Raw genomic sequence first — 18,283 nt, 5'->3', positions numbered from 1 at the left:
GCGTCGGTCAGCCCGTCGAACAGCCGCCACAGTCTCTGGACGAAGCGCCACGCGCCCTCGATCCCCGCTTCCGACCATTGCAGGTCGCGTTCGGGAGGGCTGTCGGACAACATGAACCAGCGCACGGCGTCGGCGCCATATTGATCGACGATCGGTGCGGGATCGACGGTGTTCTTCTTGGACTTCGACATCTTCTCGACGCGGCCCAGCGTGATGGGGTTGCCGGTCGAAATCTCGATGCCGCCCTGCACCTCGTCGGGTGACAGCCAACGGCCGTCGGTCGACTTATACGTCTCGTGCGTCACCATGCCCTGCGTGAACAGCCCGGCGAACGGCTCCTTCACGTCGATCAGGCCGATATGGCTCAGCGCGCGCGTCCAGAAGCGGGCATAGAGCAGGTGCAGGATCGCGTGTTCGACCCCGCCGATATATTGCTGCACCGGCAGCCAGCTTTTGGCGACCGCGCGGTCGAAGGGCCTGTCGCCGGGCTGGCTGGCGAAGCGGATGAAATACCAGCTTGAATCGACAAAGGTGTCGAGCGTGTCGGTCTCCCGCCGCGCCGGCTTGCCGCAGGACGGGCAATCGACGTGCCGCCACGTCGGGTGGCGGTCGAGCGGGTTGCCAGGAATGTCGAACGACACGTCTTCGGGCAGTGTCACCGGCAACTGGTCGCGCGGCACCGGCACCGCGCCGCATGTCTCGCAATGGATGATCGGGATTGGCGTGCCCCAGTAACGCTGGCGGCTGACACCCCAGTCGCGCAGGCGCCAGACGGTAGTGCCGCGTCCCCACCCTTCGCCCTCGGCACGGGCGATCACCTCGGCCTTGGCGGCCTCCACGTCCAGCCCGTCGAGGAAGGCGGAGTTCACCAGCGCGCCGGGGCCGGTATAGGCCTCTTCCCCCTCGAATACCGGGTCGGCCTTGTCGCCATCGGCGACGACGCGCGGCACGGGCAGGTCGTATTTGCGTGCGAAGTCCAGGTCGCGCTGGTCGTGCGCGGGCACGCCCATGACCGCGCCGGTGCCATAGTCCATCAGCACGAAATTGGCGATGTAGACGGGCAGCGTGCGGGCCGGGTCCAGCGGATGCGCGACCGTCCAACCGGTATCGAAGCCCAGCTTTTCGGCCGTTTCGAGTTCGGCGGCCGTGGTGCCGCCCTGCTTGCACCGCGCGATGAAGGCGGCGACTTCCGCATCTTCCGCTGCGCGCGCCTGCGCGACCGGATGGTCGGCGGCGACCGCGACGAAGCTGGCGCCGAAGATCGTGTCGGGGCGGGTCGAATACACCTCGATCTCGGCATCGAAGGGCGCGACCGGCTTGAACCGGAATTGCAGCCCGACCGACTTGCCGATCCAGTTTTCCTGCATCAGCCGCACCTTGTCGGGCCAATGATCGAGCGTGCCCAGACCATCGAGCAGCTCGTCGGCGAACTGGGTGATCTTCAGGAACCACTGGTTCAGCTTGCGCTTCTCGACCAGTGCGCCCGAGCGCCAGCCGCGCCCGTCGATGACCTGTTCGTTGGCCAGCACGGTCATGTCGACCGGGTCCCAGTTCACGGCCGATTCGCGGCGATAGACCAGGCCGGCGGCATAGAGGTCGAGGAACAGCGCCTGTTCCTGGCCGTAATATTGGGGGTCGCAGGTCGCGAATTCGCGCGTCCAGTCGAGCGCGAAGCCCAGCCGCTTCAACTGTGCCTTCATCGCGGCGATGTTGTCATAGGTCCACGCGCCCGGATGCACCTTGCGCTCCATCGCCGCATTTTCGGCGGGCATTCCAAAGGCGTCCCAGCCCATCGGGTGCAGCACTTCGAATCCGCGCATCCGCCGGAACCGCGCCAGCACGTCACCCATCGTGTAATTGCGGACATGGCCCATATGGATTTTTCCCGAAGGATAGGGAAACATCTCAAGCACATAGCTTTTGGGCTTTGGGGAATCGTCACGCGCGGCGAAGGTCTTGCGGTCATCCCACACCCCTTGCCAATGGGCGTCCGCCTTCAGCGCGTTGAAACGCGACATGTCTGAACTCCGTCGGGATGGCGGCGCCGACGCTGCGGGCGCCGCCCTTGTCATAACGATCAGTCGATCACCGCGCCGCGGCGCATGTCGCGCGCGCGGGTCAGGATGATGTCTTCCAGCTTCTGCACGGTGGCAGCCTGAACCGGCGCGGCTACCCACTGGCCGTTCTGGTTGGCTTCACGCTGCGCGGTGACGCGCAGCGCGTCGGCGCGCAGGTCCTGGTCGAGGATCGTGACCGTGACCTTCATCCGCTCGTTCGGGGTGTTGGGGTTCACATACCAGTCGGTGACGATGACGCCGCCGTTCGAATCGGTCTGAAGCAGCGGCATGAAGCCCAGCGTTTCGAGGCTGGCGCGCCACAGATAGCTGTTGACGCCGATCGTCGTGATCTGGCTGGCGGCGAGTTCACGCGGGCGGTCGCCCCCGCCACCACAGGCGGCAAGCGCGAACACGAGCGGAAGGGCAAGAGCCAGGCGACGCGACATTGGCGGAGTCCTTGGAACGGGATACATGGCGCACCTCTATAGATGCTCGCCCGTTCGCCGCAAGCAGCGTGGATAGGCGGGCGTGCTGTGCGCCATATGCAACAGTCATACTAAATCGTGGCGACCAGTGGAACGATGAACCGCAATCATGGTAGGTGCGGCGCAGGTTTGGAGAAGGATTCGCGGGTGGGCATTCGGACGGCCATGGTCGGGTTGAGCGCGGGGGTGCTGGTCACCACTGCGTTCGCGCTCGTGCCCGCCGCGGGTGCCACGGGACCGGAAACGGTGCGGCTGGGCAAGCGGGCGTCGATCGCGGGTGCGCGTTCGGGTATCGGTTCGTTCACGCCCGCCGCCGCCGATCCGCGTCTTGCGGCGGCGCTGGCGCGCGGTGGCCTGCCCGCCACGGGCTTTCGCTTCACGCCGTCCGAACAGCAGAGCAAGCGCCAGGACGTCACCGTCGCGGTGCGTGCACGGGCATCGCGCGGGGAAGAGCCGCTGCGGACCGCCAGCGTGACGGTGCCGTCGGTATCGGCGGTCAACATGCAGCCGATCGCCTATAATCTGGGCATGTCGGTCGGCTGGAAGCGGTTCGCGCTGTCGGGCGATGTCTCGCATGTCGATCTGGGCGCGCTGCCCGGCAGCCGGGAAGCGGTCGATGTCGGCGTCAGCTATAACGGCAAGCGTCTGAGCGGCCGGGTCCAGGCCCATGCCGACAAGCCGGTGGGCAACCAGCCGCGTCTGGTCGCCGAAGCGCCCAGCTATTCGATCGACCTGGGCACTTCCTATTCGCTGACCCGCAACCTCGATGTGACGGCGGGCGTGCGGTATCGCACCGATGAAGAGCGTCTGCGCCTGCCGCAGCTCACCGACACGCGGCGCGACAGCCAGGCGGTCTATGTGGGCACTGCATTCCGCTTCTGACGCGGGGTCAGGCCGTCGATCGCGGCCCAGCCGTGAAGGCTTAGACCTTTCAATCGACGAAACCGCTGCGCGTCCATCCCCCCCAGCGCGATTACCGGTAAAGTCGCGCCGCGCAACATCAACCCCATCCGCACGACGCCGAGCGGTCGGGCGCAGGGGTGCGAGCGTGTGGCGAACACAGGTGAAACGAGCACGGCATCGGCGCCCGCGCGCCGCGCCGACACCAGTTCACGACGGTTGTGGGCTGATCGCGTGTGGATGCCGCGCCCACGCCCGCGCCGGTTGTGGGTGCCCATCTCGCCGCGCATCGCGATGTTTCCTGCGCGCAGCACGACCAGCCCGCGCCGCCGGGCGATGGCGAGCACCCGCGCGAATCGCATCCGGCGCTGCTTTGGCGGCGTCGCATAGTCACGAAAGATCACCCCCGCCCCGCGCGGCAACGCTTTGAGTGCGGGCCACAGCGCGTCGCCCAGCCGTTCGTCGGTCATCAGCCACAAGCACGGCAGGGTTCGGGGGTGGCGGCGGTGCATCGCCCTGCCTATAGCGCGCGCCATGACCCAGGACGATGCCGCTGCCCGTTTGAACAGCATTCGCGACGAGATCGCGCGCGCGGCCGCGATTGCCGGGCGCGAGCCGGGCGACGTGACGCTGATCGCGGTGTCCAAGATGCACAACACGCTCGCGATCCAGCCACTGATCGACGCGGGCCAGCGCGTGTTCGGCGAAAATCGCGTGCAGGAAGCGGCGGGCAAGTGGCCCGCGCTGCGAGAGGCGACGCCCCACATCGCGCTGCACCTGGTCGGGCAGTTGCAGTCGAACAAGGCCGATGCGGCGGTCGAATTGTTCGATGCGATCCACTCGGTCGATCGCCCGTCGCTGATTGCCGCGCTTGCCCGCGCGATGAACCGCGCCGATCGACGCCCCGACTGCTTCATTCAGGTCAATATCGGCGACGAGCCGCAAAAGGGCGGCTGCGCGACCGCCGACCTGCCCGCATTGCTGAATGCCGCGCGCGATGCCGCCCTGCCGGTTGCCGGATTGATGGCGGTGCCGCCGGTGGGCGTCGAGGCAGCACCCTATTTCGCCCTGCTGGCCAAAATGGCTCGCGATGCGGGCCTGCCGAGGCTGAGCATCGGCATGTCCGGCGATTTCACCACCGCCGTCACCCTCGGCGCCACGCATGTCCGTGTCGGCACCGCCCTGTTCGGAGAACGCGCATGACGTTTCGCGGGATCATCTTCGATTTCGACGGCGTGCTGATCGAAAGCGAGTTTGCGGGCAACCGGCATCTGGCCGAGTATCTGACCGACATCGGTCACGCGCATTCGCCGGAGGAGGCGATGGCGCATTATATGGGGCTGTCGGGCCGCGACTTCATCGACACGATCGAGGGCCGGATCGGGCGCGCGCTGCCGGATGATTTCCACGCCGCGCGCGAAGTCGAGAACGAGCGGGTGCTGGCCGAGGGGATCGGCGAAGTCGTCGGCGCCATCGCCTTTGTCCGCGCATTGCCCGCCGACCTGCCGCGCGCGATCGCGTCGTCCAGCACGACGCGGTGGATCCGCACGCACCTGCGCCATATCGGGCTGGAGGACGCCTTTGGCGATCATGTCTATTCGGGCAAGGAGCATGTCGCGCGCGGCAAGCCCGCCCCCGACCTCTATCTCCACGCCGCCGCCGCCATCGGCGTGCCGATCGGCGATTGCGTGATCCTTGAGGATTCGCCCGTCGGCGCGACCGGCGCGGTGGCTTCGGGCGCGCATGTCATCGGCCTGTGCGCGGGCACCCACTGTCCCCCCGACCACGCCGCGCGACTGAAGGCGATCGGCGTGCACGACGTGGCGGGCGATTTCGCCGAGGTCGCGCGCATCGTCGGGGTTTGACGGCATTCGCTATAACTGGTGTCCCGTCCGGTCGCGTTTGGTCGCCAGATAGCGTTCGTTGTGCGGGTTGGGCGGCAGGGCGTGGGGCACGCGCTCGACCACCGATACGCCGGCTGAGGACAGCGCGGCGACCTTTTCAGGGTTGTTGGTGAGCAGGCGGATCCGGTTCTGCTTCAACAGCGTCAGCATCCGCGCCGCCACCCCGAAGTCCCGCGCGTCGATCGCGAAGCCCAGGCGGGTGTTGGCGTCGACGGTATCGAATCCCTGATCCTGCAGCGCATAGGCGCGCAGCTTGTTGATAAGGCCGATCCCGCGCCCTTCCTGACGCAGATACAAAAGGATGCCCCAGCCATCGGTCCGCATCGCCGCCAGTGCTGCCTGCAACTGGGGGCCGCAATCGCATTTCAGGCTGCCGAGCACGTCGCCCGTCAGGCATTCGCTGTGCAGCCGAACCAGCGGCGGTCGGCCATCGGGCTGGCCGATCAGCAATGCGACATGCTCGCCCGCCGCGTCGGGGGTGCGGAAAGCGACAATCTCCGCATCCTCGGCCACGTTGACCGGAAGGCGCGCGCGCGCGGCGATGGCGAGCCGGCCGGCATCCTCATGCGCGTCGATCGCGGCGATCGGTAGCGGATCCGCAGCGGTCGATTCGCGCACGAAGAAGGCGGGCAGGATACCGGCGATGCGGGCCAGCTGCAGCGCGGCGGCGGCGGCGTCGGACTGGCGAACCCGCGTCGCGCGGAACGGACCTTTCAGCGGCGTGGCAAGGTCGAGCTGCGGATCGGCGAGCGCGGTCGCGGTGTCGAAGTCCAGCCACGGCGCGCGCGCGATCCAGACAGGCGCGTCGGGAACAGCGGCGTCGGCCTGATTGGCGAGGCGCAGCGTCGCGGCGCGCCCGGCGGAAAGCAGGACGCCCGCCTGTGCATCGGGGTCGAATGCGGCCAGCCGCAGCGCGTCGGCGGTTTCGATCGCCAGCAATTCCAGCGCGCCATCGGGTCCCGCGATCGCCACCGGCCAGCCCCGGCGCAACGCGTCGATCGCGCGGGCGGCGTCGCGCGGATCGTTCACAGCGCGAACTCGGTCATCAGCGGAATATGGTCGCTGGGTTTCAGCCAGCTTCGGCAACGCTCGAACACCTGATGACCGGTGGCGGCCGCCGCGACATCGGCGCTGGCCCACATATGGTCCAGCCGCCGCCCGCGATCGGATGCGGCCCAGTCCTTTGCGCGGTAGCTCCACCAGGTGTAGAGCCGCTGCGGCGGCGGGACGAAACGCCGGCCCAGGTCGACCCACTCATTTGCGGCCTGCAACCGCGCCAGCGCCGCGACTTCGACCGGGGTGTGGCTGACGACATCGAGCAGTTGCTTGTGGCTCCACACATCGCATTCGAGCGGCGCGATGTTGAAATCGCCGACCAGCAGCGTCGGCACGCCCTTCAAGCCCTCCGACCAGCGCGTCATCCGCTCGACGAAATCGAGCTTCTGGCCGAATTTGGGGTTCACGTCGCGGTCGGGCACGTCGCCGCCCGCCGGCACATAGACGTTTTCGAGCCTGAGACCGTTCGCCAGCCGCACGCCGACATGGCGCGCCTCGCCATTGGCCTGCCAGTCGAACCGGTCGTCCTCGACCAGCGGCACGCGCGACAGGATGGCGACGCCGTGGTGCATCCGCTGTCCGTGCACGACGATGTGCCGATAGCCGAGCGCGTGGAACGCGGCATGGGGAAAGGCATCGTCCACCACCTTGGTTTCCTGAAGGCACAGGATGTCGGGTGCGGCTTCGGCCAGGAACTGTTCGACGATGCCGATCCGGAAGCGGACCGAATTGATGTTCCACGAAGCGATCTTGAGCGTGTCAGTCATGGGTGGGCGGGGATGTAGCGGCGAGCGTGGCGTCGCGCCAGTCACGGCGGCGCCGGACATGGAAAGGCCCCCGCTCCGGGGGCATGGAACGGGGGCCGACCTGGCGTTCAGTCACGCAGGCTGGAGAGGGGACCGTGGTCCGGGCAACAGGGGGGAAAATCCCGGAGATGCCCCTTCTCCGCAGGCACGTCTCTAGGCCCTGCTACCTTGCGCGCCGATGAACGAAGCGTCAGTTGCGCCGCGTTCCCCTCCGCGGGTCGTTGAAACGGAACGTGTTGTCGGAAACCGGCACGTTGAAACGCTGGTTGGACAGCCGCACGGTGGTGCGGTTCTTCTGCGAATCGAGCGCCACCCAGCCTTGCAGCATCAACCCGCCGGGGGCCGATGCCTGTCGCTCGAAAATCATGGTGATCCGCCCATATTCGGGGCGCTTGGGGTCATAGGCCTCGACGCTCAGCACGTCCGCGCTGCTGCTGGGCACGACCTTGGCATAGCGGGTGATATCGCGATTCGGGTCGATCAGCACGCCAAGCGGCGAATCGCCGATCGGCCAGCGAGAGCGCTGCCCCACCGAGTAATCGAGAAACCAGATCGCCTTGCCATCGCCGACGATCAGGATCGGCACGCCCTTTTCATACTGAAAGCGGATCTTGCCCGGTTTCTTGAGCGTCAGGGTGCCGTTCAGCACCTTGCCCGCGCGGTCGGTCTGGCTGAACGCGGCGGTCATGCTGTCGACGGCGCGCAGATGCGCCTGCACGGCGGCCAGGTCGCCGCCCTGTGTCTGGGCGGCGGCGGGAACGGCGGCAACGGGCAAGGCCACGGCAAGGCCGAGCGACAGGGCGGATGCGATACGGATCATGGCTGTCCTAGACATGCGAGCGGCGTAACGGTTCCGCGATGAAGCCGGGGTGAATCGTTCGTTCACGCCAGCGGGCGCCCTTCCTCGTCCATCAGCACCTCGCGGCGGCCGACATGGTCGGGTTTGGAGACGAGATTGTCCTTCTCCATCCGTTCGATCAGGCGCGCGGCCGAGTTGTAGCCGATGCGAAGCTGGCGCTGGAGCCACGAGGTCGAGGCTTTCTGGCTCTGCGCCACCAGCGCGATCGCGTTGCGATACATCTGGTCCTCGGGGCTGTCGCCGCCGGTCGGTGCGCCTTCAAGGCTGAAGCCGCCGTCGTCATCCGGCTCGGTCGTGACGGCGTCGATATAATCCGGCTCGCCCTGTTCGCGCCAGAAATCGGCGACGGCCTGCACCTCCTCGTCCGACACGAACGGGCCGTGGACGCGGGCCAGCGCCTTGCCGCCGGGCATGTACAGCATGTCGCCGCGCCCCAGCAGCTGTTCGGCCCCCTGTTCGCCCAGGATGGTGCGGCTGTCGATCTTCGACGTCACATGAAAGCTGATGCGCGTCGGCAGGTTCGCCTTGATGACGCCGGTGATGACGTCGACCGACGGGCGCTGCGTCGCCATGATGAGGTGGATGCCCGCTGCCCGCGCCTTTTGCGCGAGGCGCTGGATCAGGAACTCGACCTCCTTGCCCGCGGTCATCATCAGGTCGGCGAGTTCGTCGACGATGATGACGATCTGCGGGAGCGGCGACAGGTCGAGCGTCTCCTCCTCATGGATCGGACGGCCATTGTCGTCATAGCCGACCTGCACCTTGCGCCCCAGTTTCTGCCCCTTGGCCTTTGCCGCGCGCACCTTTTCGTTGAAGCTGCCGAGCGAGCGGACATTGACGCTGGCCATCATGCGATAGCGGTCCTCCATCTGCTCGACCGCCCATTTCAGCGCACGCACCGCCTTTGGCGGGTCGGTGACGACGTCGGCGAGCAGATGCGGGATGCCCTTGTACATGCTGAGTTCCAGCATCTTGGGGTCGATCATAATCATCCGGCACTGATCGGGCGTCAGCCGATACAGCAGCGACAGGATCATGCAGTTCAGGCCCACCGACTTGCCCGACCCGGTCGTGCCCGCGACCAGCAGGTGCGGCATCGGCGCCAGATCCGCGATGACGGGATCGCCGGAGATGTTCTTGCCCAGCACGATCGGCAATTGCGCCGACTGGTCGGCAAACCCCTGGCTGCCGATCAACTCGCGCAGATTGACCGTCTCCCGCCGCGCATTGGGCAGTTCGATGCCGATGACGGTGCGCCCCGGAATTGTCGCGACGCGCGCCGACACCGCCGACATGTTGCGCGCGATGTCGTCGGCCAGCTGGATGACGCGGCTGGCCTTGATGCCGCTGGCAGGTTCAAGTTCATACATGGTGACGACCGGGCCGGGGCGGACGCCGACGATCGAGCCGCGCACGTTGAAATCGTCGAGCACCGTCTCCAGCAGCCGGGCGTTACGCTCCAGCGCCGCCTTGTCGATGACATTCGCGGCATTGGCGGGTGCGGGCTGGAGCAGGTCGGCGCCCGGCAGGCGGAAATTGTCGCGCAGGTCCAGATTGCCCTGCTGCACCTTTGGCTGGGCGGGGGCCGTCGCGGGCGCGCGTTCGGCGATGACCGGGGCGGGCCGCTGATCGGGCGTTACGGGTTTGCGGGGCGGCGCGGGCATCCGCGGTTCGGGCGTATCGCCGGCATCGTCGATGACGAAGGGCGGGTCGTCGCCATCGGCGGCGTCGGTGGACGCCTCTCCCGATGCGCCGCGACGTGACAGGCGCAGCGCCGGGCGGGGCAGTTCGATCGTCATGCCGCGCGCCCACAGGACGACCCCCACCAGCGCGGCCAGCGTGCCCACACCGCGCATCGTCCACAATTCCGCAACCGGATTGTCGATGAAGCCGACCCCGAAGCGCGCGCCCGCGGCCAGCGCCATGCCGATGATGCCGCCATAGCCCGCCGGCAGCGCCAGCACCGATCCGCCGACCAGAAAGGACAGCGCCGTGCCCATCAGGATGACGCCGATCACCACGCCGCGCAGCATCGCGCGCCACGCACCGACCGGCCGGTCGCGCCACAGCCGCGTGCCGACCACCAGCCCCAGCGGCAGGATCATGAACGCCGATACGCCGAACAGCGTGAACAGCGCGTCAGCGGCATAAGCACCCGGCAGCCCCAGCCAGTTTTCGGCCGGTCCCCCGGCGGCGGTGTTGATCGACGGATCGCTCGACCGGTAACTGGCCATCGCGACCAGCAGCAGCAGGACCGACAGGAACAGCGTCGCGGCGACCAGCAGCGCGGTCGAGCGGCGGGCGCCTTCGCGAACGGTGTCGCGCCACAAACGGTGCTGGGCCTGCGCTCGGCTGGCCATGACGTGTTTCCCCCCGGAGATGCGCTGGAACGTCCGCCGACCATCGCTTGCGCGGCGGGGCGGCGTCAAGTCGCGTGCGGTATATGCCCCGAAAGCCCGGTTCCCAATCGCGCGGCCACCGCCTAGATCAGTCCACATGACCGATGTCCTCATCCTCGGCGCCGGCCTGGTCGGCTCGACGCTTGCGATCGCGCTCGACGCGCATGGCCTGACCAGCGTGGTGGTCGATCCCGCCGATCCCGCCACCGTGCTGGCACCGGCGCATGACGGGCGGGCATCCGCCGTGGCGAGTGCGAGCCACCGGATGCTGGACGCCATCGGCATGGGCCAGCGGCTGGCGGGGCGGGGGAATCCGATCCGCTCGATCCGGGTCAGCGACGGGCTGGCGCCGGGCAAGCTCGACTTCGTGCCCGACGAAGACGACGGGGCGCTGGGCACGATGTATGAAAACCGGCTGCTGCGTCACGCGCTGCACAGCGCCGCCAGCGAGGCGGCGGGCGTCGACCTTCGCATGCAGCGGCGCGCGGTCAGCGTCGATCGCGGCCCCGGCGGCGTCACCGCCACGCTGGACGACGGCGCGGTGGTCAAGGCCCCGCTGCTGATCGCGGCGGAGGGGCGGCGGTCACCGACGCGGGAGGCGGCGGGGATCACCGTCGCGCGCTGGCAATATGACCATGTGGCGATGATCGCGACGTTCCATCACGAATTGCCGCATGACGATTGCGCCTATGAAATCTTCTACCCCGCCGGGCCGTTCGCCATCCTGCCGTTGCTGGACGACGCCGGCGGGCACCGTTCGGCGCTGGTTTGGACGGTGGATGCAGGCGACGCGCCGGGTATGCTGAAACTGTCCGACCGCGCCTGGCTGGCGGAGGCGGAGAAGCGGATGGGCGGGTTCCTGGGCGCGCTTGGTCCCGTAAGCCCGCGCACCAGTTACCCGCTGGGATTCCACCATGCCGCGCGGTTGACGGCCGAGCGGCTGGCGCTGGTCGGCGATGCGGGGCACGGCATCCACCCGATCGCGGGACAGGGGCTGAACCTGGGCTTTCGCGACGTGGCCGCGCTGGTCGAGGTGCTGGTCGAGGGCAAAAGGCTCGGGCTGGACCTGGGCGATGCGGAGCTGTTGAAGCGATATGACCGCTGGCGCGGATGGGACACGATGATGGTCGCGACCGCCACCGACACGCTGACCCGGCTGTTCGGCGTGCCGGGCAAGGCGGCATCGGCGATCCGCCGCTTCGGCATCACCGCAGTCGACCGCATTCCGCCGCTCAAAGCCCGGTTCATGGGCGAGGCGCGCGGCGAGAGCGGCGATTTGCCCAAGCTGTTGCAGGGCATGACGGTGTGACGCCGATATTGCGCGTGTAGGACAGGGGGCGTTGAGGATCGGCGGCGCGCGTGCTATACATGTATAGCAAGGAGGCGGTCATGCTGGCAGTGCGGATCGACGTTGAGACGGAAAGGCGGCTGGCGGCGCTGGCCGAAAAGACCGGGCGCACCAAGACCTTTTACGCGCGCGAGGCGATCCTTGCCCATCTGGACGACCTTGAGGACTTCTATCTGGCCGAGGCGCGGATGCGCGATTTCCGGTCCGAAGACGCGATCCCGCTGGCCGACCTGAAGCGCGACCTTGGCCTGGAGGATTGAGTTCGCGCCCGACGCGGCGAAGGAACTGAAAAAGCTGGGCCGCGCGGAGGCGGGCCGCATCATCCGCACATTGGAAGAGCGCATCGCGGTGCTGGACGACCCGCGAACGCTGGGCGCGTCGTTGACCGGCGAGCATTCAGGCTATTGGCGCTGGCGGATCGGCGATTACCGCGTTGTGGCGCGGATCGAGGATGACCGGGTGGTGATTCTGGTGGTGCGAGTGGGGCACCGGCGGGAGGTTTTCGGTAGGCGGTTGCCACCGGATTGACATTGGACAAGTCGTTGTCCATCTAACCTCCATGCAAACCGTCAGCTATTCCGAAGCGCGCGAGAATCTGAAGTCGATGATCGACAAGGTCGTTGCCGATCGCGCGCCCCTGGCCATCACGCGCCAGCGCGGCGAGGGGGCGGTGCTGGTGTCTGCCAGCGAATGGGCGTCGATCGAGGAGACGCTGTATCTGCTGCGCTCGCCCGCCAACGCAAAGCGGCTGCTGGAGAGCATTGCCGAGTTTGATGCGGGCGGCGGCGAGGTTCGCGACCTGATCGCGCCGTGAATGTCCAGTTCTCGTCGCGTTCATGGGCCGAATATCTCGAACTCAAAGCCGACGATGCCAAGCTGTTCGAAAAGCTGAACGGGTTGATCGAGGAATGTCGCCGGCACCCGTTCAAGGGCACCGGCAAGCCCGAACCGCTGGGCGGCAACCTATCAGGCTGGTGGTCGCGCCGGATCAATCAGGAACATCGGATGGTATATCGGGTGTCCGGGAGCGGCGAGGATCAGGTGCTGCAGGTGGCGCAGTGTCGGTATCATTATTGAGTATTGCAAAGGACTTATAAATTGATTGGATAAATTCATGATGGGTAGGCCCGCGCCCGAACCGTCCCTTGTTCCTTTCGTAAGTTGCGTTCAGTGAACGTCCTTGTAACTTCTGATGCTATATACTGCGCGTCCATTAGTATGCGGCCGGTTTCTGCCCTGCTTGGCTGAGCACCAGTATATCTGCTTCTGGCAAAATCAGGGAATTTAGATATTGCTCTAATAACTCGGCCCGCATCAAAATCGGACTCCAAGTCACCAAGAGCGCGAGCGGCCTTGCCAATGTCGTGACCATAAATTTTGCGTAATTGCACTTGATCGACGCCATGACACGCTAAGCCAGACTTGATTGCCAATTCTGCGCCAATTAGTGCGCTTTGCACGGTGCCACGAAAATCATACGCGCTTGTCGCAGTCGCTGCTGCAGCCTCGAGGTAGGTGTGGCTACGATAGATTAGATCCTTGGCATCCTCTGACACCGCGCGTGAATGGCCGAATTCCATCCAGCCATACCCAAAGTCCATGAGATCAAGCGCCTGATCTTCAAATCGGACAAACGAAATTTTATCGCTCGCCAGCCATCTTTTTTGGTCATCGGATAGGTCTAGCAGCTTTACAAAATCGACGTGGGGGCTCCCAAAAATTAGCGGCACAGAAAACCGCGCGAATAAGTCACGAAACATGAAGAAGCCGAGATGCACTCCTCCTTCTTGCATGTCGATCGGCCGAAACATTCGATTATTAGCGGCGTGAATGCGCCGGACGATCGGCGGGGCGTTTTTGCCCACAAGCACGGCGCCATCAAGACCTAGCCGTTTCACCATCCGCATGACGTTCAAGAAGGCACGCTGCTTCGGCTCCTCACCCAACTTCATACCCTCGTCGTCAGCCTCTACAGCGAGACGCTCAAGCTCCGATGGTGAGGGTTTTGCTGCTTCTGGCGACATGGCTCCGCAACAGTGCTTAAACTTATGGCCGCTATTGCAGGAACAGGGGCTATTTCGGCTAAGACTGTTCCTTTCGACCGGCATAAACTCCCCATCGTCAGCATGAAACGGCAACCCGGCCCGCGTCGTATCAGATTCAACTTATTGGGGTAGGCCAGCGATTGCTTAGTCCCGCTCTCGATCCCCAGCGCCCATATACAGCTCGCGCCCGGTTTCCTTGAACACTTCGCTCATCTCCGCCATCCCGGCCTCCGCCTCGGCATCCTCGATCACCGGCGTTGAGGCGAGGAAGCTCTCCGCGCCCTGATTCTGCTTGGCGGCAAAGTCGCGCACTTCCTGCGTGATCTTCATCGAACAGAATTTCGGGCCGCACATCGAACAGAAATGCGCGGTCTTGGCGCCTTCGGCGGGCAGGGTCTGGTCGTGATATTGCTCGGCCGTGTCGGGGTCGAGCGACAGGTTGAACTGGTCGCGCCAGCGGAACTCGAAACGCGCGCGGCTCAAAGCGTCGTCGCGCAGCTTGGCGGCGGGGTGGCCCTTGGCCAGATCGGCGGCGTGGGCGGCGAGCTTGTAGGTGACGACGCCGACCTTCACATCGTCGCGGTCGGGCAGGCCCAGATGCTCCTTGGGTGTGACGTAGCAAAGCATCGCGGTGCCATACCAGCCGATCATTGCGGCGCCGATGCCGCTGGTGATATGGTCGTAACCCGGCGCAATGTCGGTGGTCAGCGGCCCCAAGGTGTAGAAGGGCGCTTCGCCACATGCGGCGAGCTGCTTGTCCATGTTTTCCTTGATCTTGTGCATGGGAACATGGCCCGGCCCCTCGATCATCACCTGAACATCCTGTTCCCAGGCGCGCCTGGTCAGCTCGCCCAGGGTATAGAGTTCGGCGAACTGCGCCTCGTCATTGGCATCGGCGATGCTGCCGGGGCGAAGGCCGTCGCCCAGCGAATAGGCGATGTCATACGCCTTCATGATCTCGGTAATCTCGTCGAAGCGTTCGTAGAGGAACGATTCGCGGTGATGCGCCAGGCACCATTTCGCCATGATCGACCCGCCGCGCGACACGATGCCCGTCACCCGCTTGGCCGTCATCGGGATATAGGGCAGGCGGACGCCGGCGTGGATGGTGAAGTAATCCACCCCCTGCTCGGCCTGTTCGATCAGCGTGTCGCGGAAGATTTCCCACGTCAGATCCTCGGCCACGCCGCCGACCTTTTCGAGCGCCTGGTAGATGGGGACGGTGCCGATGGGGACAGGCGAGTTGCGGAGAATCCATTCGCGCGTGTCGTGGATGTTGCGGCCGGTCGACAGGTCCATGACGGTGTCGGCCCCCCAGCGGATCGACCAGACCAGTTTGTCCACTTCGGCCGCGACGTCGGAGGCGACGGCGGAATTGCCGATATTGGCGTTGATCTTGACCAGGAAATTGCGGCCGATCGCCATCGGTTCGGATTCGGGGTGGTTGATGTTGTTGGGGATGATGGCGCGGCCGCGCGCGATTTCGTCGCGGACGAACTCGGGCGTCACATAATCGGGGATCGACGCGCCGAAACTTTCGCCGTCGCGGACATATTCGGCCAGCATCTGGCGGCCGAGATTTTCGCGGGTGGCGACATATTCCATTTCGGGCGTGATGATGCCGCGCCGGGCATAGTGCATCTGGCTGACGTTCGCGCCGGCCTTGGCGCGCAGCACGCGGCGGCGGACATTGGGAAAGGGCTGAACCCCGCCCGAGCGGTCGGGGCCGAGCTGGCCGTTATCTTCGGGCCGGATTTCGCGCTGGTCGACTTCCTCGACATCGCCGCGACCCCGGATCCAGTCGCGGCGCAGTTCAGGCAGGCCGGCCATGATGTCGATGCGGGCATTGGGGTCGGTATAGGGACCGGAGGGGTCATAGACGCGTAGCGGCGGTTCGCCCGATGACGGGTCCAGATCGACCTCGCGCATGGCGACGTTCAGGGGGCCGACATGCACCTTGCGGCTGCCGCGGATGGGGCCGGTGGTGACGTTCAGTTCGGTGCGCGCGGGGATATCGGCCATGTTGTTCCACTCCATTCGGAGGAAACGGGACCATGGTTGCGGTGCCGCTCCCTCCCTACGCCGGTGCCCATTTGCCAGGAATGGGGCGGATCAGGTTCAGCGGGTCGAAGGCTGCTGCCTTCCTCTCAAGCGCGCATCAGCGCTCCCCCGGGGATAGGCTTGCGTTCTAGGCGTGTTCGCCGTCGCCCGCAAGCGAGGCGTGCCAGGCGGCATAGGGCGTGTTGCGGGCCATGTGCCGGTTGAGGTCGGGGTGCCGTCGGCCCACCCGCTGCTGACCGGCGCGGCGCATCAACCAGCCTTAGAAGCTATACGCCAGCCCGATCGCGCCCAGCCACTGGTTGGCCGAGCCGACGCGCGTGACCGGCGAGTCGGCATAGTCGCCCGACAGGCGGCGATAGACGACGCCACCCACCATCTGCAGTCCGCCGGTCAGGTCGCCGGTCAGCGACCGCATGCCGATCGCGCCCAGGCCCCAGTTCTTGAAACCGCCGCCCGCGTTGAAAATCGGCAGGCCGGTGCGGGCACTTTCGGCAGGGGTGACACTGAAATACGTCTCGCCATAACCGCGCTCGACAAACTCGGCAGTGCCGAACAGACCGACCAGCGTTTTGGTGTTGAGCGGGGTCGTATAGTTCACAGTCGGCGCGATAATCGCGCTGTCGTGCGCGCCCGCCACGTCGCGGCGGTAGCTGATCGTCGCCGACAGCCGGTCATAGTCGCTGGTCAGCACGCCGGTCTTGCCGATGCCGACATAGGCGCCGATCTCGATCGCGGTGCCGACTTCGTCGAGCAGCGCGACTTGCGGATCGTCGATCGCGTCGCGGCTGGTGCGGTTGAAGTTGATGACGCCGATCGGTCCCGCCTGAATGTCCCAGCTCGGCCCATATCCGTCGCGGATCAGGTCGACGCTGAAGCGGTTGCCCGCCAGCAGATAGCGAAAGCCGCTGACCTGCCCGATCGCGGCGGGGACGGGCGAGACGCCGTAATCGTCCGACCCTTCATAATTGGGCAGGATCGCCGCGCCGACGCCCAGGATGTGGAAATCGCCACGCGGATCGCTGGAAGGCGGCGTGTCGACCGGCGCAGGGGCAACATCCTGCGCGAAGGCAGGGGCAGTGGTGGCGGCAAGGCCGAGGGCCGCGGCAAACAGGATTCGCAAGTCAGGAAACTCCAACCGATTCAACTCGCGAAACGCTCGCGTATAGAAATAGTGCCATCAGAACATGTAGCGCATTCGAATCCGCTGCTCGTCGCCCAGGTCCGACAGCGTGAAGCGCGCCGATTTGAAGCTGGGCGGGCCAAAGGCGATGCGCGGGTTGCGCGAAAATCCGAATCCTTCGCGCGGGATGCCCATGAAGGTGTCAAGCTTGCCATTGCCGTTCTCGTCATGGATCACCGCCAGCGCATAGCCGCCCGGCGGCAGCCCGTCATAGGACAGGCTGGACTGGGTGGCCGGCACCGAGCGGGCGACGGCGCGATCATCATCGACACAGGTGGGAAAATTGTCCGCCGCCGCCGTCAGGCACAGCCGCACCATGCCGCGCGCGTTGCGAAGCGCATCCAGGTCAACGGTGAGCGTCGTGACCGGCGACGCGCCGATCAACGCCATGGCCGGCACGAGCGCGAGCGGCCGTGCCGCGTTTCTCAAAGCTGCCCAGCCCGTCATCGGTGCCGCACAGCCGATCCCAGAACCGGAAATAAAGTCCAAAATTGCACCCATAGCGATCATGATGCCGTTGATGGTGACTGGCGGTTATCAGCCAGCGGCCCGCCGGGCCGTCGACCAGGAACCGCGGAAAAATCTCCCACCCCATGTGATTGGTCACGCCCATAAAGGTCATGATGCCCAGCACCAAGCCGAGTGCGGCGACATGGATGGGAATTGCGAAGACCAGTAGCGGAATTACCACAGCGCCGGTCAGCGCCTCGATCGGGTGAAACGCCATGGCTGCCCAGGCGGTGGGCGGGCGGCTGGCATGATGGACGGCATGGGCGATGCGGAACCAGCGCGGCCGGTGCATCCAGCGATGCGTCCAGTAGAACCAGGTGTCGTGCGCGAACAGATACAGGAACACCGACACCGGCAGATACCAGAGCGGCCAAACGTTCACGTCATCGTAAATGCGCGTCCAGCCATGCGCCTGCCACCCCCAGGCGACGATACCCGCGGGAATGCCGTAAATCGCGGCGGACGCGAGGCTCCATCTGATCTCCCGCCCGATCTGGCGGTCCAGTCCGGCATAGAGACCCGGCTTGCGAACCCGCGTCGCCAGCGCGAACGCGCCGGAGGTCACGAGATACCGCACGCCGACGATCAGCGTCATCGCAAGCGCGGACAGAAGGATGGCGGCGAAGGCGGTCACGGGTCGCAATCTAGAGGATCGGGGTGCGGGGGAGAAGGG

At 65.9% G+C, this 18,283-nt stretch carries 20 protein-coding genes and 1 pseudogene; 8 read left to right on the top strand and 13 right to left on the bottom strand.

Going from position 1 to position 18,283, the window contains the following annotated elements:
* Both leuS and VL973_RS07440 read right to left on the bottom strand, forming a co-directional pair.
* Nucleotides 1-2,018: leucine--tRNA ligase (leuS, locus tag VL973_RS07445; RefSeq protein WP_325283395.1), on the bottom strand; the 2,018-nt coding region annotated here is incomplete at its 3' end.
* Between the two features lie 59 nt (nucleotides 2,019-2,077).
* Nucleotides 2,078-2,503: a DUF3576 domain-containing protein gene (locus tag VL973_RS07440; RefSeq protein WP_325283394.1), complete on the bottom strand. Its 426-nt coding sequence runs from the start codon at nucleotides 2,501-2,503 to the stop codon at nucleotides 2,078-2,080.
* 186 nt (nucleotides 2,504-2,689) lie between these two features.
* Here VL973_RS07440 and VL973_RS07435 point away from each other — a divergent pair, with 186 nt between their 5' ends.
* Nucleotides 2,690-3,424 (top strand): hypothetical protein, encoded by a 735-nt coding sequence (locus VL973_RS07435; RefSeq protein ID WP_325283393.1) that lies wholly within the window; start codon nucleotides 2,690-2,692, stop codon nucleotides 3,422-3,424.
* On the opposite strand, the gene VL973_RS07430 is transcribed toward VL973_RS07435, so the two are convergent.
* Complete coding sequence (locus VL973_RS07430; protein WP_325283392.1) at nucleotides 3,397-3,954, bottom strand: thiamine phosphate synthase; 558 nt, start codon at nucleotides 3,952-3,954, stop codon at nucleotides 3,397-3,399. The two genes, VL973_RS07435 and VL973_RS07430, sit on opposite strands and share 28 nt — an antisense overlap.
* 22 nt (nucleotides 3,955-3,976) lie before the next feature.
* On the opposite strand from VL973_RS07430, the gene VL973_RS07425 reads away from it, so the two are divergent.
* Nucleotides 3,977-4,645, top strand: coding sequence for a YggS family pyridoxal phosphate-dependent enzyme (locus VL973_RS07425; protein ID WP_325283391.1), 669 nt, complete (start codon nucleotides 3,977-3,979; stop codon nucleotides 4,643-4,645).
* Nucleotides 4,642-5,307, top strand: a complete 666-nt coding sequence (locus VL973_RS07420) for an HAD family hydrolase (RefSeq protein ID WP_325283390.1) — start codon at nucleotides 4,642-4,644, stop codon at nucleotides 5,305-5,307. Before VL973_RS07425 ends, VL973_RS07420 begins: the two co-directional genes overlap by 4 nt.
* A 9-nt stretch (nucleotides 5,308-5,316) precedes the next feature.
* On the opposite strand, the gene ribA is transcribed toward VL973_RS07420, so the two are convergent.
* From ribA to VL973_RS07400, 4 genes are all read right to left on the bottom strand, one after another.
* Nucleotides 5,317-6,375: a GTP cyclohydrolase II gene (gene ribA, locus VL973_RS07415; protein WP_325283389.1), complete on the bottom strand. Its 1,059-nt coding sequence runs from the start codon at nucleotides 6,373-6,375 to the stop codon at nucleotides 5,317-5,319.
* Nucleotides 6,372-7,169, bottom strand: a complete 798-nt coding sequence (locus tag VL973_RS07410; protein WP_325283388.1) for an exodeoxyribonuclease III — start codon at nucleotides 7,167-7,169, stop codon at nucleotides 6,372-6,374. Before VL973_RS07410 ends, ribA begins: the two co-directional genes overlap by 4 nt.
* Nucleotides 7,170-7,398: 229 nt before the next feature.
* A complete protein-coding gene (locus tag VL973_RS07405; RefSeq protein ID WP_325283387.1) occupies nucleotides 7,399-8,028 on the bottom strand; it encodes a LolA family protein in 630 nt (209 codons plus the stop codon).
* Nucleotides 8,029-8,090: 62 nt separating this feature from the next.
* Entirely contained in the window at nucleotides 8,091-10,427 is a 2,337-nt protein-coding gene (locus tag VL973_RS07400) for an FtsK/SpoIIIE family DNA translocase (RefSeq protein WP_325283386.1), read from the bottom strand.
* A gap of 136 nt (nucleotides 10,428-10,563) precedes the next feature.
* Between VL973_RS07400 and VL973_RS07395 the strand changes: the two genes are divergently transcribed.
* The 5 genes from VL973_RS07395 to VL973_RS07375 all read left to right on the top strand — a co-directional run bounded on the left by VL973_RS07395 (nucleotide 10,564) and on the right by VL973_RS07375 (nucleotide 12,891).
* A complete protein-coding gene (locus VL973_RS07395; protein ID WP_325283385.1) occupies nucleotides 10,564-11,775 on the top strand; it encodes a UbiH/UbiF/VisC/COQ6 family ubiquinone biosynthesis hydroxylase in 1,212 nt (403 codons plus the stop codon).
* 80 nt (nucleotides 11,776-11,855) lie between these two features.
* A complete protein-coding gene (relB, locus tag VL973_RS07390) occupies nucleotides 11,856-12,074 on the top strand; it encodes a type II toxin-antitoxin system RelB family antitoxin (RefSeq protein ID WP_325283384.1) in 219 nt (72 codons plus the stop codon).
* A complete protein-coding gene (locus tag VL973_RS07385) occupies nucleotides 12,058-12,342 on the top strand; it encodes a type II toxin-antitoxin system RelE family toxin (protein ID WP_325283383.1) in 285 nt (94 codons plus the stop codon). Before relB ends, VL973_RS07385 begins: the two co-directional genes overlap by 17 nt.
* A gap of 31 nt (nucleotides 12,343-12,373) precedes the next feature.
* Nucleotides 12,374-12,628 (top strand): type II toxin-antitoxin system Phd/YefM family antitoxin, encoded by a 255-nt coding sequence (locus VL973_RS07380; protein ID WP_325283382.1) that lies wholly within the window; start codon nucleotides 12,374-12,376, stop codon nucleotides 12,626-12,628.
* Entirely contained in the window at nucleotides 12,625-12,891 is a 267-nt protein-coding gene (locus tag VL973_RS07375) for a Txe/YoeB family addiction module toxin (RefSeq protein WP_325283381.1), read from the top strand. Before VL973_RS07380 ends, VL973_RS07375 begins: the two co-directional genes overlap by 4 nt.
* A 35-nt stretch (nucleotides 12,892-12,926) precedes the next feature.
* On the opposite strand, the gene VL973_RS07370 is transcribed toward VL973_RS07375, so the two are convergent.
* The 6 genes and pseudogenes from VL973_RS07370 to VL973_RS07350 all read right to left on the bottom strand — a co-directional run bounded on the left by VL973_RS07370 (nucleotide 12,927) and on the right by VL973_RS07350 (nucleotide 18,205).
* Nucleotides 12,927-13,838: a hypothetical protein gene (locus tag VL973_RS07370; RefSeq protein WP_325283380.1), complete on the bottom strand. Its 912-nt coding sequence runs from the start codon at nucleotides 13,836-13,838 to the stop codon at nucleotides 12,927-12,929.
* Nucleotides 13,839-13,841: 3 nt separating this feature from the next.
* Nucleotides 13,842-13,922, bottom strand: a pseudogene (locus tag VL973_RS14300) (SEC-C metal-binding domain-containing protein); the annotation flags it as partial.
* Between the two features lie 81 nt (nucleotides 13,923-14,003).
* Complete coding sequence (gene thiC / locus VL973_RS07365; RefSeq protein WP_325283379.1) at nucleotides 14,004-15,881, bottom strand: phosphomethylpyrimidine synthase ThiC; 1,878 nt, start codon at nucleotides 15,879-15,881, stop codon at nucleotides 14,004-14,006.
* Between the two features lie 298 nt (nucleotides 15,882-16,179).
* On the bottom strand, nucleotides 16,180-17,040 hold the full coding sequence (locus VL973_RS07360) for a MipA/OmpV family protein (protein ID WP_325283378.1): 861 nt from the start codon (nucleotides 17,038-17,040) through the stop codon (nucleotides 16,180-16,182).
* Nucleotides 17,041-17,097: 57 nt separating this feature from the next.
* Nucleotides 17,098-17,490: a DUF2141 domain-containing protein gene (locus VL973_RS07355; protein ID WP_325283377.1), complete on the bottom strand. Its 393-nt coding sequence runs from the start codon at nucleotides 17,488-17,490 to the stop codon at nucleotides 17,098-17,100.
* A complete protein-coding gene (locus VL973_RS07350; protein WP_325283396.1) occupies nucleotides 17,447-18,205 on the bottom strand; it encodes a sterol desaturase family protein in 759 nt (252 codons plus the stop codon). Before VL973_RS07350 ends, VL973_RS07355 begins: the two co-directional genes overlap by 44 nt.
* Nucleotides 18,206-18,283 lie beyond the last annotated feature (78 nt).

It is taken from the genome of Sphingomonas sp., assembly GCF_035490575.1.
Lineage (GTDB): Bacteria > Pseudomonadota > Alphaproteobacteria > Sphingomonadales > Sphingomonadaceae > Sphingomonas.
Note: the sequence above shows the minus strand (reverse complement) of the source record. Positions and strands in the feature narration are given on the sequence as shown.